Origin of the sequence: Bradyrhizobium tropiciagri (assembly GCF_018130545.1) — a bacterium.
Classification (GTDB): domain Bacteria; phylum Pseudomonadota; class Alphaproteobacteria; order Rhizobiales; family Xanthobacteraceae; genus Bradyrhizobium; species Bradyrhizobium tropiciagri_A.
This window is the reverse complement of record NZ_JAFCKF010000002.1, coordinates 797,304-811,296: the sequence shown is the minus strand read 5'-3', so window position 1 is coordinate 811,296 and position 13,993 is coordinate 797,304. Positions and strand designations below refer to the sequence as shown.

Here is a 13,993-nt window from a genome sequence, read left to right as displayed (position 1 = left end):
GACACGCGCCGACAACTTCACCGGCTACGGATACGTCAGCGACTTCTTTGCATTGCGGTAAATGGTGACCCAACGACCGGCAAACTGTTCGTCTATGATGAGCCGTTCCGAGCCGCGTGGCTCGCTGTTGGGTGGAGAACATCTGGCGTCCTTTCACAGCCGTGCGCGAGGTCGCGCTGCCATCCCGCAAGACGCACCTATAATGGCAAGAAAATGCCCGCGACGCGGGGAACGTAGCGGGCTGATGAAATCAGCGGTGTTCGTTAGCGCCGCAGCGCCGGCACCACCAGGAACGGGATCAATCCCAGCACCACGTTGACCAGCGCAAATGCGATCAGCGGATTGTAGCTGTGGGTCCAGTCATGGATCAGGCCGCCGCCCCATGAGCCGAGCCCGGAGCCGAGGCCGCTGCCGATCATGATGGTGCCGTAGATCGTGCCGACGCGCTCGCCGCGGAAGATCTTCAGCGCGGTCGCGGTGATCAGCGGGCCGCGCGAGCCGATCATGCTGCCGAAGCAGATGATGAAGCCGGTCAAGAGCCAGTAGTTCGGATGCCACTGCAACAGCCAGAGCAGGATGATGCCGAGGATCGAGACGCCGTAGCTGAACAGCACTGAGGGCCTGCGGCCGATGATGCCGTCGAGCGTGGAGACGCCGAGCATGCCGACGAACAGTGCGACGCCGGAGAAGCCCCAGGCGGTGGCCGCCTGCAGCGGCGGGAAGCCGACGTCGATCAAATAGGCGACGATCTGCGCCGTCAGCGCATACATCGCGATCGCGGTGAAGAAGAAGGTCGAGAACAGTGCCCAGAAGGCGTGGTGGCGCATTGCGGCGAGCAGCGTCCAACCTTCGTCGATCAGGCCGGTCTCGGCCTTCTTGACGATGTGGGGCGATCCGCCGGCGAGCAGCCGCCACGGCAGCAAGACGAGCGGAACGAGAAGGCAGAGCGCACTGACGCCAAACACCTGATAAGCTTCGCGCCAGCCGATCCGGTCGATGAGAACCTGCGACAGCGGCAGCAGCAGCAAGAGGCCGGCGCCGGTCGCCGAATACATCACGGCCATAGCGGTCGGCAGCCGCGGCCCGAACCAGCGGCCGAGCAGGATCGAGTTCGACACGTTGCCGATCAACGCGGTGCCGAAGCCGACGCAGAGGCCGACGCTGAGCTGGAATTGCCAAAGCTCATGCGCTCGCGAGGCAATCAGGAACGCGCAGCCGAGCAGCGACAGACCCAGCGCATAGACCACGCGCGGACCGGAGCGATCGAACAGACGTCCGACCAGCGGTGCGGTCAGGCCGCTGGCGAGCCAGGTCAGCGAATAGACCGACACGACCGAGGCGCGGTCCCAGCCGAAATTTTCCGAGATCGGCTTCAGGAACACGGTGAAGCTGTCGCTGAGGCCGCGCCCGAGCACCGACAGCACGAAGCAGAGCGCGAGCACGTTCAACGCGACGCGCGACTGCTTCGCAGGCGCGGCAAGCGTGTCGTTCGGAGACGTGGTCTGGTCCATCGCATTCTTTTCGAGCGCGATCGGACGCAAAACCGGAAGTCCACTTTTGCTGATCGCGCTCCTAGAGGGAGCGCGCTTTCCGCACTCGCGACAACCGACAAAAGCGAATGCGCCTATGCAGGCTTCAGCAGCACGTGGCGCTTCTTGCCGAGCGACAGCTTGACCACGCCTTCCGGCGTCAGATTGGCCGATGTCAGCAGCATCTTCTCGTCGGTGACGGCGGCATCGTTGACGCGCAGTCCGCCGCCCTTGATCTGCCGGCGCGCTTCGCCGTTGGAGGCGACGAGCTCGGCCTTGACGAAGGCGGCCAGCACGCCAACGCCGGCTTCAAATTCGCTGCGCGGAATTTCCACGGTCGGCAAGGTCTCGGCCAGCGCGCCTTCCTCGAAGGTGCGGCGCGCGGTCTCGGCGGCTTCATTGGCGGCATCGCGGCCGTGGAGCAGGGCGGTCGCTTCGGTCGCAAGCACCTTTTTGGCTTCGTTGATCTCGCTGCCGCCGAGCGCCGCGAGCTTGTTGATCTCGCTCATCGGCAGGATGGTGAACAGCTTGAGGAACTTGACGACGTCGGCGTCCTCGACGTTGCGCCAGTACTGCCAGAAGTCGTACGGCGAGAACTGGTCGGCGTTGAGCCACACCGCGCCCTTGGCGGTCTTGCCCATCTTGTCGCCGGAGGCGGTGGTGAGCAGCGGCGTGGTCAGCGCGAACAGTTGCGGTGACCCCATGCGGCGGCCGAGATCGACGCCGTTAACGATGTTGCCCCACTGGTCGGAGCCGCCCATCTGCAGCCGGCAGCCGGCGCGGCGCGACAGCTCGACGAAGTCGTAGGCCTGGCAGACCATGTAGTTGAACTCGATGAAGCTCATCTCCTGCTCGCGCTCGAGCCGGAGCCGCACCGAGTCCATGGTCAGCATGCGGTTGACCGAGAAGTGCCGGCCGATGTCGCGCAGCATCTCGATCCAGTTCAGCTTGGTCAGCCATTCGGCGTTGTCGAGCATGATGGCGTCGGAATGACCGTCGCCGTAGCGCAGCACCTTGGCGAACACGCCGCGGATCGATGCCTTGTTGGCTTCGATCTCGGCGACCGTGCGCATCGCGCGCGTCTCGTCCTTGCCGGAGGGATCGCCGACCATCGTGGTGCCGCCGCCCATCAACGTGATCGGCTTGTTGCCGCTTTGCTGCAGCCAGTACAGCATCATCATGGTGAGGAAGTTGCCGATGTGCAGCGACGGCGCGGTGCAGTCGTAGCCGACATAGGCGGTGGCCTCGCCCTTCGCGGCAAGCGCGTCGAGGCCCTCGAAATCGGAGCACTGGTGGACGAAGCCGCGTTCCTGTAGAGTGTTCAGGAAATCCGATTTAAATGCAGTCATTTGTCGGCCAGCCAGGTCATTCTTGTTTTACGGTTTTTGCATCTATTTGCGGAACCTTGGCGCTGAGGCTGCCGCAGGCGGACGCGCAGTGGCATTATAGGATGTACTTGTTTGAGACAAGCCGGGGGTTCCCGGCTGGGGCGCTTCCACGATGATGTTAACGGCACTCGGTCTGATGAGCGGGACCTCGCTCGACGGGGTCGACGTCGCACTGATCGAGACCGATGGCCGTCAGATCAAGGCCTTCGGACCCACGGGCTATCGCCCCTACACCGATGGCGAGCGCAGCCTGCTGCGGCAGGCGCTGACCGAGGCCGTTCATCTGTCGCAGCGCGACGCCCGGCCGGGGATCTTGCGGCAGGCCGAGCAGGCCGTGACCAGGGCCCATGCCGAGGCGGTCGCCAGCTTCTCCGCGCAGCACCGGATTGCCCCCCAGGAGATCGACATCGTCGGGTTCCATGGCCAGACTGTGCTGCATCGCCCCGAGCGCAAGCTGACGGTGCAGATCGGCGATGCACCGGCGCTCGCCAGGGCGATCCACATCCCGGTGATGCATGATTTCCGTGCCGCCGACGTCGATGCCGGCGGGCAGGGCGCGCCGTTCGTGCCGGTCTACCACCGCGCGCTGGCGCAATCGCTGAACCGCGAGGGGCCGATCGTCGTGGTCAATATCGGCGGCGTCTCCAACATCACCTATATCGACGGCACCGACGCGCTGATCGCTTGCGACACCGGTCCGGGCAATGCGCTGCTCGACGACTTCATGTTCCGCCAGATGCATCAGCCGTACGACACCGCCGGCAAGTTCGCGGCGCTGGGCAAGCCTGACGACGCTTGGATCGGGCAGGCGCTCAAGCTGCCGTTCTTCTCGGCTCCGCCGCCGAAATCGCTCGACCGCAACGATTTCGCCAGCCTCAAGCTCGGCGCCGTGGCGCCGGCCGATGGGGCCGCGACGCTGACCGCTTTCACGGCGGCCGCGATCGCCCGGATCGTGCCGCTGCTGCCCAAGGTGCCGAAAAGCTGGATCATCTGCGGCGGCGGCGCCTCCAACCTGACGATGATGCGGATGCTGCGCGATCGCCTGGCGCCGGCAACCGTCGAGCCCGCCGAGGCGCTCGGCTGGGCGGCGGACGCGATCGAGGCGCAGGCCTTCGGCTTCCTCGCCGCGCGCGGCATGAAGGGACTGCCGCTGAGCTACCCGACCACCACGGGGGTGCCGATCCCGATGACCGGGGGCATCATCGCGCGACCGTGATTTAGATGCAAATGCATCTACCTTGACAGTTCCATGCCGCTGCATTTAATTCGATGCAGTTGCATTGAACGCGAGGTTCGTCATGGCCGCCCTGAAGCTGATCAGCCACAAGCTCTGTCCCTATGTGCAACGCGCTGTCATCGCGCTGCATGAGAAGGGCGTGCCGTTCGAGCGGATCGACATCGATCTCGCCAACAAGCCGGACTGGTTTTTGAAGATCTCGCCGCTCGGCAAGGTGCCGGTGCTGGTGGTGACCGGCGACGACGGCAAGGAGGTCGCGCTGTTCGAGAGCAACGTGATCTGTGAGTACATCGAGGAGACGCAGGGCGGCGCGAAGCTGCATCCCGAGGCCGCGCTCACCCGCGCCGAGCATCGCGCCTGGATGGAGTTCGGCTCGGCCATTCTCGGCGATCTCTGGGGGCTCGAGACCGCGACGGATGCTGCGACCCATGAGAGCAAGCGGCAGGCGGTCGCGGCGAAATTCGCGCGCGTCGAGGCTGCGCTCGGCGCCGGTCCGTTCTTCGCGGGCGACAAGTTCAGCCTGGTCGATGCGGTATTCGCGCCGGTCTTCCGCTACTTCGATCTGTTCGATCAGCTGACCGATCTCGCTGTGTTCACGCACACGCCGAAGGTGCGCGCCTGGCGCAGTGCGCTGGCCCAGCGGCCGAGCGTGCGCAGCGCCGTTTCGTCTGACTATCCGGCCCTGCTGCATGCGTTCCTGGTCAGCCACCGCGCGCATATGCTGAAGCTTGCCGCGTAAGCCATGTCGCACTCGCTTGCCTGGATCGCACTCGTCGTCGCCGGTCTTCTCGACGTCGGCTGGGCGATCTCGATGAAATATGCCGAAGGCTACACGCGGCTCGGCTGGACGCTGGTCTCGTTGGTGCTGCTCGCCGCCTTCGTGTTCCTGCTCGGCCGCGCGTTGCAGGTGCTCGGCGTTGGCGTCGCCTACACGGTGTGGACCGGCATTGGCGCCGCAGGCACGCTCGCGATGGGCGTGCTGCTGTTCAACGAGGCGCTGAACCCGATGAAGGTCGCGGGGATCGCGTTGGTGCTGATTGGTATCGCCGCGCTGAAGTTCGCGCCGGAGTGAAGCCGTAGCCCGGATGGAGCGAAGCGCATTCCGGGCTACGGGAGCGCCTTACCGCACGTTGGCGAGGCGCATGTCGAGATAGCCGGTCACCGTCTCCATCAGCGGCTCGAGCTTGCCGTCGAAGAAATGGTTTGCGCCGGGGATCACCTGCTGGTCGATCACGATGCCCTTCTGGGTCTTCAGCTTCTCGACCAGCGTGTTGACGTCCTTGGGCGGCACCACGGCATCCTTGTCGCCATGCACGATCAGGCCCGACGACGGGCAGGGCGCGAGGAACGAGAAGTCGTAGAGATTGGCGGGCGGCGCGATCGAGATGAAGCCCTCGACCTCCGGCCGGCGCATCAGAAGCTGCATGCCGATCCATGCACCGAACGAGAAGCCGGCAACCCAGCAGGCACGCGCTTCGGGATTGATCGCTTGCGCCCAGTCGAGCGCGCTCGCCGCATCCGACAATTCGCCGGTGCCGTGATCGAACGAGCCCTGGCTGCGGCCGACGCCACGGAAGTTGAAGCGCAGCACCGAGAAGCCGCGATGCGCGAACGCGTAGTAGCACTGATAGACGATCTGGTGGTTCATCGTGCCGTGGAACTGCGGATGCGGATGCAGGATCATCGCAATCGGCGCGTTCTTCTGCTTGGCCGGGTGATAGCGGCCTTCGAGACGGCCAGCAGGGCCGGTGAAAATGACTTCAGGCATTGTGTTCCCTTGATTGACGCGTTCCCTTGATTGACGTCGATCAATCAACCGGTTGGAGCCATCTTCAGCGACGGGGCGCGAACAGGGCGGCTCATGATGAAATCGGCACAGGCACCGCCGGGCGGCACGCTGGAGGGCCTTCTAGCATGACGCAAGGGGCAAAAATCAAGGAAATTGTGCCGCTTGGCCGCGGCGAATCCGGAGTGCAACGGGCTGCGCCCGCGATGATCTGGATCAACGGGCCGAATTGTCTTTTGGCTACCTAAAGTTTTGGTTTGTCACATTGCTATCGCGCGCAAGGGTGCTTGCGAATGTCTTGCCTGGCAACACGATGAGACGTCCGGCGAGAACGAAAAATCCGTCGCGCCGGGGACTCTGATCTGGTCTCGGTGCCTGACTGCGGTTATGTCGCAGTGGTAGGGCCGCAGCCACGGTGATTGCGGCGGACAAGCTCGATGACCGATCGCGTCTATCTCGACTGGAACGCCACCACGCCGCTTCGCCAGGAAGCGAAGGCGGCGATGACGGCTGCGTGGGACTTGAGCGGCAACCCGTCCTCGGTGCACAGCGAGGGACGGCGGGCGCGCCGGTTGGTCGAGGATGCCCGCAATGCGGTGGCCAAGGCAGTCGGTGCCCGGCCGCAGGACGTCGTGTTTCTCTCTGGCGGGACCGAGGCCAATGCGCTCGCATTGACGCCGGGATTGCGCCGTGGGGCCAGTGCGCCGGTGCGGCGGCTGCTGGTGTCCGCGATCGAGCATGCCTCCGTGCTCGCGGGCGGGCGGTTTGCGGCGGATGCGATCGGCGCCATCCATGTCACGCGTGGTGGCGTGATCGATCTCGATCATCTTCGTGCGCTGCTGGCTGATGGTCCGCCCGCTCTGGTCTCGGTGATGCTGGCGAACAACGAGACCGGCGCGATACAGCCGGTGGCTGACGTCGCCGACATCGCCCATGCGGCCGGTGGGCTGCTGCATGTCGATGCGATCCAGGCGTTCGGCAAGATTCCGTTCGACCTTGCCTCGACGCAGGCCGACCTCGTGACGCTGTCAGCCCACAAGGTCGGCGGACCGAAGGGCACAGGCGCGCTGGTGCTTGCCGAAGGCGTCGAGGGATTGGAGGCGGCGCTGCGCGGCGGCGGGCAGGAGCTCGGGCGGCGGGCAGGGACCGAGAACGTTGCGGGCATTGCCGGCTTTGGCGCGGCCGCCAAGGCCGCGATGGCGGCGCTCAAGGTCGATGCCGCCCGCGTCAGGGGGCTGCGTGACCGGCTTGAGCACGGGCTGCGGCAGACGCCTGATGTGCTGGTGTTCTCCGACGACGTCAAAAGGTTGCCAAATACCGTTCTGTTCACCGCGACAGGGATGAAGGCCGAAACGGCGGTCATCGGGTTCGACCTCGGGGGAATCGCGGTGTCCTCCGGTTCCGCCTGCTCGTCGGGCAAGGTCCAGCCCTCGCACGTATTGGAGGCAATGGGATACCGTTCGGAGGTGTCCCAGGGAGCGGTGCGGCTCAGTCTTGGCTGGTCTACCACGGAGACAGACGTGGATTTGACCCTCAAGGCTTGGCGAAAGCTCGCCGATACCTTAGTTAAGGGGGAACGACGAAACACAGCTTGAACTGTTCTAAGCGGATTTCGTCTTCAAAGCCTCGTAAGAGATTTTCGGAACTTGAGATCCACCGCGGTCCTTGAAACCGCGAGCGGAGGATTGAATGCCTGCTGTACAAGAGACGGTCGAGCGCGTCCGGCGCATCGACGTCGACCAGTATCGATATGGGTTTGAGACGCAGATCGAGTCCGACAAGGCCCCGAAGGGTCTGTCGGAAGACACCGTCCGCTTCATCTCAGCAAAGAAGAACGAGCCGGCCTGGATGCTGGAATGGCGCCTGGAGGCGTATCGCCGCTGGCTGACCATGACCGAGCCGACCTGGGCGCGCGTCGACTATCCGAAGATCGACTATCAGGACATCTACTACTACGCGGCGCCGAAGCCGAAGAAGACGCTGTCCTCGATCGACGAGATCGATCCGGAAATCCTCAAGACCTACGAGAAGCTCGGCATTCCCCTGCGCGAGGTCGCGATCCTCGAGGGCGTCGAGCCGCCGCCGGGTGGACCGCAGACGCCGAACCGCAAGATCGCGGTCGACGCCGTGTTCGATTCGGTCTCGGTTGCGACCACCTTCCAGAAGGAGCTGAAGGCAGCCGGCGTGATCTTCATGCCGATCTCGGAGGCGATCCGCGAGCATCCCGAGCTGGTGCAGAAATATCTCGGCACCGTGGTGCCGACCTCCGACAACTATTTCGCGACGCTGAATTCGGCGGTGTTCTCCGACGGCTCGTTCGTCTACGTGCCGCCGGGTGTGCGCTGCCCGATGGAGCTGTCGACCTATTTCCGCATCAACGAGCGCAACACCGGCCAGTTCGAGCGCACGCTGATCATCGCCGACAAGGGCTCCTACGTCTCCTATCTCGAAGGCTGCACCGCGCCACAGCGCGACGAGAACCAGCTGCACGCCGCGGTGGTCGAGCTCGTCACGCTCGACGATGCCGAGATCAAGTATTCGACGGTGCAGAACTGGTACCCAGGCAACTCGGAAGGCAAGGGCGGAATCTACAATTTCGTCACCAAGCGTGGCGACTGCCGCGGCCGGAATTCCAAAATCTCCTGGACCCAGGTCGAGACCGGTTCGGCGATCACCTGGAAATATCCGAGCTGCATCCTGCGCGGTGACAATTCGAGCGGCGAGTTCTACTCGATCGCGATTTCGAACGGCTTCCAGCAGGTCGACAGCGGCACCAAGATGATCCACCTCGGCAAGAACACGTCGAGCCGGATCATCTCCAAGGGCATCGCCGCCGGCAAGTCGCAGAACACCTATCGCGGCCTCGTCAGCGCCCATCGCAAGGCGACCGGCGCGCGCAACTACACCGCCTGCGACTCGCTCCTGATCGGCGACAAATGCGGTGCGCACACCGTGCCCTATGTCGAGGCCAAGAATTCCTCGGCGACGTTCGAGCATGAAGCGACGACGTCGAAGATTTCCGAGGACGTGCTGTTCTACTGCATCCAGCGCGGGCTCAGCCAAGAAGAAGCCGTCGGCCTCGTCGTCAACGGCTTCGTGAAGGACGTGCTGCAGCAACTGCCGATGGAGTTCGCGGTGGAAGCGCAGAAGCTGATCTCGATCAGCCTTGAAGGTTCGGTTGGTTAATCCATCCGCTGAAGGCGCGACCGACGCGCGCCTTGCGGATGATGCTCAGGAAAAATCAGATGTCTCTGCTTGAAGTGAAAGATCTCAAGGTTCGTGTCGAGGAGCGCGAGATCCTCCACGGGCTGTCGCTCACGGTGAACCCGGGCCAGGTGCACGCGATCATGGGGCCGAACGGCTCCGGCAAGTCGACGCTGTCGCACGTGATCGCCGGCAAGCCGGGCTATGAAGTCACCGGCGGGCAAATCCTGTTCAAGGGCGAAGACCTCCTGGAGATGGACCCCAATGAGCGCGCCGCCAAGGGCGTGTTCCTGGCGTTCCAGTATCCGGTCGAGATCCCCGGCGTCACCACCTGGAATTTCCTGCACGCGGCGCTCAACGCTCAGCGCAAGGCGCGCGGCGAGGACGAGATCTCGTCGCCGGCCTTCCTCAAGAAGGTCCGCGAGGTCGCCAAGTCGTTGAACATTCCGCAGGACATGCTGAAGCGCGGCGTCAATGTCGGCTTCTCCGGCGGTGAGAAGAAGCGCAACGAGATCCTGCAGATGGCGCTGTTCGAGCCGGCCGTCTGCATTCTCGACGAAATGGACTCTGGTTTGGACATCGACGCGCTGCGGATCGCGGCCGACGGTGTCAACGCGCTGCGCTCGCCGGAGCGCGCGATGGTCGTGATCACCCACTATCAGCGGCTGCTCAACTACATCGTGCCCGATGTCGTGCACGTGATGTCGAAGGGCCGGGTGGTGAAGAGCGGCGGCAAGGAACTGGCGCTGGAGCTGGAAGAGTCCGGTTACGCGCAGTTCGAAGACGCTGCCTGATAAACGCGGGTTCTCAGATGAACGTTGTTGCAAAGACCGAGACCGGGCGCGCGCTGGGCGATGCATTCGCCGTGGTGCGCGACCGTCTGCCGGGCAAGGGCAAGATCGCCGATCAGCGCCGCGAGGCGTTCGAGGCCTATGAGCGCCTTGGACTGCCGCATCGCCGGATCGAGGATTGGAAATACACCGACCTGCGCGCGCTGATGCGCGAGGTGCTGCCGCTGGCCCCCGCGCCGGATGCGGCGGCGCTGGCTCGCGCCGCGGCCGCGATCAAGCTGCGGGCCATCGACGGCGTACGCCGCCTGGTGCTGGTCGATGGCGCGTTCGCGCCTGATCTCTCCGACCTCGGCAATCTCGACAAGGGCCTCAGCATCCGCCCGCTGCGCGACGTGCTCGACGCCGGCGACAATGCGCTGTCCGTGCAGGCCATTGCGACCGACGTCTCCAATCCGATGCTCGCGCTGAACGGCGCGATGGCGACCGACGGCGTCGTCATCGACATCGCCAACGGCACCGTGCTGACCCAGCCGCTGCACATCGTGCACGTCGCATCCGGCACGGCGCCGGCCTCGATGTTCACGCGCTCGCTGCTGCGGCTCGGCCGCGATGCCGGCGTCACGCTGGTCGAGAGCTATCTCGCCGGCGAGGGCGCCAAGGCCTACCAGACCCATGACGGGCTGATCGTCGCGATCGGAGACAATGCGCGGCTTGATCACGTGCGCCTGGTCGAAGACAGCATCGACGCCTTCAACATTTCCTCGGCGACGGTGTCGCTCGGCGCGCATGCCCATTTCAACACCTTCGGCCTGACCTCGGGCGGTCATGTCAGCCGCTACCAGCTGACGGTGACCTGCGCCGGCGAGGGCTCGAAGGTCGAGACCAACGGCGTCAACCTGATCAACGGCAAGCAGCACGCCGACACCACGCTGTTCATGGATCACGCGGTGCCGCATTGCGCGAGCCGCGAGATCTTCCGTGCCGTCGTCGATGACCGTGCCCACAGCGTGTTCCAGGGCCGCATCATCGTTCGTCCGGACGCGCAGAAGACCGACGCCAAGATGATGACGCGTGCGCTCTTGCTGTCCGACGACGCGGAAGCCGACAACAAGCCCGAGCTCGAGATCTTCGCAGACGACGTCACCTGCGGTCACGGTGCGACCACCGGTGCGCTCGACGAGAGCCTGCTGTTCTATATGCGCGCCCGCGGACTGCCCGAGAAGGAAGCGCAGGCGCTTCTGATCCAGGCCTTTGTCGGCGAGGCGATCGAGACCATTGCCAGCGACGCGTTGCGCGAGGTCGCAATTGCCACCGCGCAGCGCTGGCTGAAGGCGAGGGCGTGAGCATGCACAAGGCGGTCGCCAACGGTTCTTACGACGTCGCGCTGGTGCGGCAGGATTTCCCGGCGCTCGCCATGCAGATCTACGGCAAGCCGCTGGTCTATCTCGACAACGCCGCCTCGGCGCAGAAGCCGAATGCGGTGCTCGACCGCATGACCGAGGCTTACAAGAGCGAATACGCCAACGTGCATCGCGGCCTGCATTACCTCGCCAATGCCGCGACCGAGGCCTATGAGGGCGCTCGCGGCAAGGTCGCGCAGTTCATCAACGCCCGCCGCAACGAAGAGATCGTCTTCACCCGCAACGTCACCGAGGCGATCAACCTCGTGGCGTCGTCCTGGGGCGGGGTGAACATCAAGGAGGGCGACGAGATCGTCCTCTCGATCATGGAGCACCACTCCAACATCGTGCCGTGGCATTTCCTCAGGGAGCGCCAGGGTGCCGTGATCAAGTGGGCGCCGGTCGATGATGAAGGCAACTTCCTGATCGAGGAGTTCGAGAAGCTCCTGACCCCGCGCACCAAGATCGTCGCGATCACCCAGATGTCGAATGCGCTCGGCACGCTGGTTCCGGTCAAGGAAGTGATCCGGCTGGCGCATGCCCGCGGCATTCCGGTGCTGGTCGACGGCGCGCAGGGCGCGGTGCATCTGCCAATCGACGTCCAGGACCTCGATTGCGATTTCTATGCCTTCACCGGCCACAAAGTGTATGGCCCGACCGGCATCGGCGCGCTCTATGCCAAGCACGAGCATCTGGTGGCGATGCGGCCGTTCAACGGCGGCGGCGAGATGATCCGTGAGGTGGCCAAGGATTGGGTCACCTACGGAGATCCGCCGCACAAGTTCGAGGCCGGCACGCCGCCGATCGTCGAGGCGATCGGGCTGGGTGCTGCGATCGACTACGTCAATTCGATCGGCAAGGAACGCATCGCCGCGCATGAGCACGACCTGCTCACCTATGCGCAGGACCGCCTGCGCGAGATCAACTCGCTGCGCCTGATCGGAACCGCCCGCAACAAGGGCCCGGTGATCTCCTTCGAGATGAAGGGCGCGCACCCGCACGACGTCGCGACCGTGATCGACCGACAGGGCATCGCGGTGCGTGCCGGCACCCATTGCGTGATGCCGCTTTTAGAGCGGTTCAACGTGACGGCCACCTGCCGCGCATCCTTCGGGATGTATAATACAAGGGAAGAAGTCGACCATCTGGCGCAGGCGCTGATCAAGGCGCGGGAATTGTTCGCATGACCGATACAGCCGAAGTCAAGACGGCCTCCATGGAAACCACCTCGGCACTGCCGGCGGAGGAGACCGAGCGCATGAGCGGCGAGATCGTCGCCGCGCTGAAGACGGTGTTCGACCCGGAAATCCCGGCCGACATCTACGAGCTCGGCCTGATCTACAAGGTCGACCTCAAGGACGATCGTTCCGTCGACATCCTGATGACGCTGACCACGCCGAACTGCCCGGCTGCCGGCGAGCTGCCGCAGATGGTTGAGAACGCGGTTGCCAGCGTTCCCGGCGTCGGCGTCGTGAACGTCAATCTGGTGTGGGATCCGGCCTGGACGCCGGACCGGATGTCGGATGAGGCGCGCCTCGTCCTCAATATGTGGTGATGCGTTAGGGGATTGAACTTAGGCTCGAGAAGATCGGCAGTTGATTTGCCGCTGGGACTGACCACATGAGTGATATGACGCAAGCTTCACCGACCCCAGCCAAGCCGAAGCGGCCGCGCCCGCAGGTCATGAGACTGACCGATGCCGCGGCGGAGCGGATCACCGAGCTGACCAAGCGTGCGGACTCGGAGATTGTCGGGCTGCGCGTCGGCATCAAGAACGGCGGCTGCGCCGGGCAATCCTACACCGTCGAATACGCCCACGAGATCCGACCGAGCGACGAAGTGGTCGAGGACAAGGGCGTGAAGATCCTGGTCGATCCGAAGGCTGTGCTGTTCCTGCTCGGCACCGAGATGGACTACGTGGCCGACAGGATGCAGGCCCAGTTCGTGTTCAACAACCCGAACCAGGTGTCCGCCTGCGGTTGCGGCGAATCGGTGCAGCTCAAGCCGGCCACGGTCTGATCGCTGCCGCGCCGGCGAGCGCGCAATCGCGCGCGCCTTTAGATCAGATACCCACCATCGTTGCGTGTCGAGGTATTCGTCGACCATACTGCGCAGCCAACGGGCTGCGGCAGGCGTGTCCGGTCGCGCTGGAATGAGGGTGGGCACATGGACCGTGAATTTCTCACCGACCTGTTCGCCGATTTCGGCCCGGTCACGCTGCGCCGGATGTTCTCCGGCTACGGCATCTCCGCTGACGGCACCAACTTCGCGCTGGCCTTGCGTGCCGGCCTCTACTTCCGAGCCGACGAGCAGACCATCCCGCAATTCGAGGCGGAAGGCTCCAAGCCGTTCCAGTACCAGACCAGCTCGAAGACAGTCACGGTGAATTCCTATTGGCAGCTGCCGGCGCGGCTGTTCGACGATGCCGAGGAGCTTGCGGTCTGGGCACGCTCGGCGCTCGGTGCGGCTCAGCGCGCCGCGCTGCGCAAGCGGCCGAGGAAACGAGCGGCAGCGGGAAAGTCGAAGGCGCCGGCGAAGAAGGCTGCCGCGAAGAAGACTGCGGCCAAGAGCGTGGCGAAGAAGCGTGCCGCCAAGTCGAAACGTAGGCTGGGCCAAGCGAAGCGTGCCCACCATCGCACATCGCGCTAGATGAGGTGG

14 protein-coding genes are annotated in these 13,993 nt (G+C 64.4%); 11 read left to right on the top strand and 3 right to left on the bottom strand.

What is annotated here, in order from left to right; genetic code table 11:
* Window positions 1–263: 263 nt before the first annotated feature.
* Both JQ616_RS10455 and tyrS read right to left on the bottom strand, forming a co-directional pair.
* Window positions 264–1,511, bottom strand: a complete 1,248-nt coding sequence (locus JQ616_RS10455; RefSeq protein ID WP_212014130.1) for an MFS transporter — start codon at window positions 1,509–1,511, stop codon at window positions 264–266.
* A 113-nt stretch (window positions 1,512–1,624) separates the two neighbouring features.
* Window positions 1,625–2,878, bottom strand: a complete 1,254-nt coding sequence (gene tyrS, locus JQ616_RS10450) for a tyrosine--tRNA ligase (protein WP_212014129.1) — start codon at window positions 2,876–2,878, stop codon at window positions 1,625–1,627.
* 151 nt (window positions 2,879–3,029) lie between these two features.
* Between tyrS and JQ616_RS10445 the strand changes: the two genes are divergently transcribed.
* From JQ616_RS10445 to JQ616_RS10435, 3 genes are all read left to right on the top strand, one after another.
* Window positions 3,030–4,133 (top strand): anhydro-N-acetylmuramic acid kinase, encoded by a 1,104-nt coding sequence (locus JQ616_RS10445; RefSeq protein ID WP_212014127.1) that lies wholly within the window; start codon window positions 3,030–3,032, stop codon window positions 4,131–4,133.
* Between the two features lie 82 nt (window positions 4,134–4,215).
* Window positions 4,216–4,893, top strand: coding sequence for a glutathione S-transferase family protein (locus JQ616_RS10440; RefSeq protein ID WP_212014126.1), 678 nt, complete (start codon window positions 4,216–4,218; stop codon window positions 4,891–4,893).
* 3 nt (window positions 4,894–4,896) lie between these two features.
* The gene (locus JQ616_RS10435; protein ID WP_212014125.1) at window positions 4,897–5,226 is read left to right on the top strand and encodes a DMT family transporter; all 330 of its coding nucleotides are present in this window, start codon (window positions 4,897–4,899) and stop codon (window positions 5,224–5,226) included.
* Window positions 5,227–5,274: 48 nt separating this feature from the next.
* On the opposite strand, the gene JQ616_RS10430 is transcribed toward JQ616_RS10435, so the two are convergent.
* A complete protein-coding gene (locus JQ616_RS10430; RefSeq protein WP_016843213.1) occupies window positions 5,275–5,922 on the bottom strand; it encodes an alpha/beta hydrolase in 648 nt (215 codons plus the stop codon).
* Window positions 5,923–6,377: 455 nt separating this feature from the next.
* On the opposite strand from JQ616_RS10430, the gene JQ616_RS10425 reads away from it, so the two are divergent.
* The 8 genes from JQ616_RS10425 to JQ616_RS10390 all read left to right on the top strand — a co-directional run bounded on the left by JQ616_RS10425 (window position 6,378) and on the right by JQ616_RS10390 (window position 13,984).
* Entirely contained in the window at window positions 6,378–7,535 is a 1,158-nt protein-coding gene (locus JQ616_RS10425; protein WP_212014124.1) for a cysteine desulfurase family protein, read from the top strand.
* 94 nt (window positions 7,536–7,629) lie between these two features.
* The gene (gene sufB / locus JQ616_RS10420; RefSeq protein ID WP_212014123.1) at window positions 7,630–9,126 is read left to right on the top strand and encodes a Fe-S cluster assembly protein SufB; all 1,497 of its coding nucleotides are present in this window, start codon (window positions 7,630–7,632) and stop codon (window positions 9,124–9,126) included.
* Between the two features lie 59 nt (window positions 9,127–9,185).
* A complete protein-coding gene (sufC, locus tag JQ616_RS10415) occupies window positions 9,186–9,938 on the top strand; it encodes a Fe-S cluster assembly ATPase SufC (RefSeq protein WP_212014122.1) in 753 nt (250 codons plus the stop codon).
* Window positions 9,939–9,955: 17 nt separating this feature from the next.
* Window positions 9,956–11,278, top strand: coding sequence for a Fe-S cluster assembly protein SufD (gene sufD, locus JQ616_RS10410; protein ID WP_212014121.1), 1,323 nt, complete (start codon window positions 9,956–9,958; stop codon window positions 11,276–11,278).
* On the top strand, window positions 11,275–12,522 hold the full coding sequence (locus tag JQ616_RS10405) for a cysteine desulfurase (protein ID WP_212014119.1): 1,248 nt from the start codon (window positions 11,275–11,277) through the stop codon (window positions 12,520–12,522). The genes sufD and JQ616_RS10405 overlap by 4 nt, the downstream gene beginning before the upstream one ends.
* Complete coding sequence (locus JQ616_RS10400) at window positions 12,519–12,890, top strand: SUF system Fe-S cluster assembly protein (RefSeq protein ID WP_166294943.1); 372 nt, start codon at window positions 12,519–12,521, stop codon at window positions 12,888–12,890. The genes JQ616_RS10405 and JQ616_RS10400 overlap by 4 nt, the downstream gene beginning before the upstream one ends.
* Window positions 12,891–12,964: 74 nt before the next feature.
* The gene (locus tag JQ616_RS10395; protein ID WP_212014805.1) at window positions 12,965–13,354 is read left to right on the top strand and encodes a HesB/IscA family protein; all 390 of its coding nucleotides are present in this window, start codon (window positions 12,965–12,967) and stop codon (window positions 13,352–13,354) included.
* Between the two features lie 147 nt (window positions 13,355–13,501).
* Entirely contained in the window at window positions 13,502–13,984 is a 483-nt protein-coding gene (locus tag JQ616_RS10390; protein ID WP_212014117.1) for a TfoX/Sxy family protein, read from the top strand.
* Window positions 13,985–13,993 lie beyond the last annotated feature (9 nt).

Excerpts from the sequence above, each read along its gene's own strand:
- JQ616_RS10455 (WP_212014130.1), bottom strand. The coding sequence starts at position 1,511 with ATGGACCAGACCACGTCTCCGAACGACACGCTTGCCGCGCCTGCGAAG.
- tyrS (WP_212014129.1), bottom strand. The coding sequence starts at position 2,878 with ATGACTGCATTTAAATCGGATTTCCTGAACACTCTACAGGAACGCGGC.
- JQ616_RS10445 (WP_212014127.1), top strand. The coding sequence starts at position 3,030 with ATGATGTTAACGGCACTCGGTCTGATGAGCGGGACCTCGCTCGACGGG.
- JQ616_RS10440 (WP_212014126.1), top strand. The coding sequence starts at position 4,216 with ATGGCCGCCCTGAAGCTGATCAGCCACAAGCTCTGTCCCTATGTGCAA.
- JQ616_RS10435 (WP_212014125.1), top strand. The coding sequence starts at position 4,897 with ATGTCGCACTCGCTTGCCTGGATCGCACTCGTCGTCGCCGGTCTTCTC.
- JQ616_RS10430 (WP_016843213.1), bottom strand. The coding sequence starts at position 5,922 with ATGCCTGAAGTCATTTTCACCGGCCCTGCTGGCCGTCTCGAAGGCCGC.
- JQ616_RS10425 (WP_212014124.1), top strand. The coding sequence starts at position 6,378 with ATGACCGATCGCGTCTATCTCGACTGGAACGCCACCACGCCGCTTCGC.
- sufB (WP_212014123.1), top strand. The coding sequence starts at position 7,630 with ATGCCTGCTGTACAAGAGACGGTCGAGCGCGTCCGGCGCATCGACGTC.
- sufC (WP_212014122.1), top strand. The coding sequence starts at position 9,186 with ATGTCTCTGCTTGAAGTGAAAGATCTCAAGGTTCGTGTCGAGGAGCGC.
- sufD (WP_212014121.1), top strand. The coding sequence starts at position 9,956 with ATGAACGTTGTTGCAAAGACCGAGACCGGGCGCGCGCTGGGCGATGCA.
- JQ616_RS10400 (WP_166294943.1), top strand. The coding sequence starts at position 12,519 with ATGACCGATACAGCCGAAGTCAAGACGGCCTCCATGGAAACCACCTCG.
- JQ616_RS10395 (WP_212014805.1), top strand. The coding sequence starts at position 12,965 with ATGACGCAAGCTTCACCGACCCCAGCCAAGCCGAAGCGGCCGCGCCCG.
- JQ616_RS10390 (WP_212014117.1), top strand. The coding sequence starts at position 13,502 with ATGGACCGTGAATTTCTCACCGACCTGTTCGCCGATTTCGGCCCGGTC.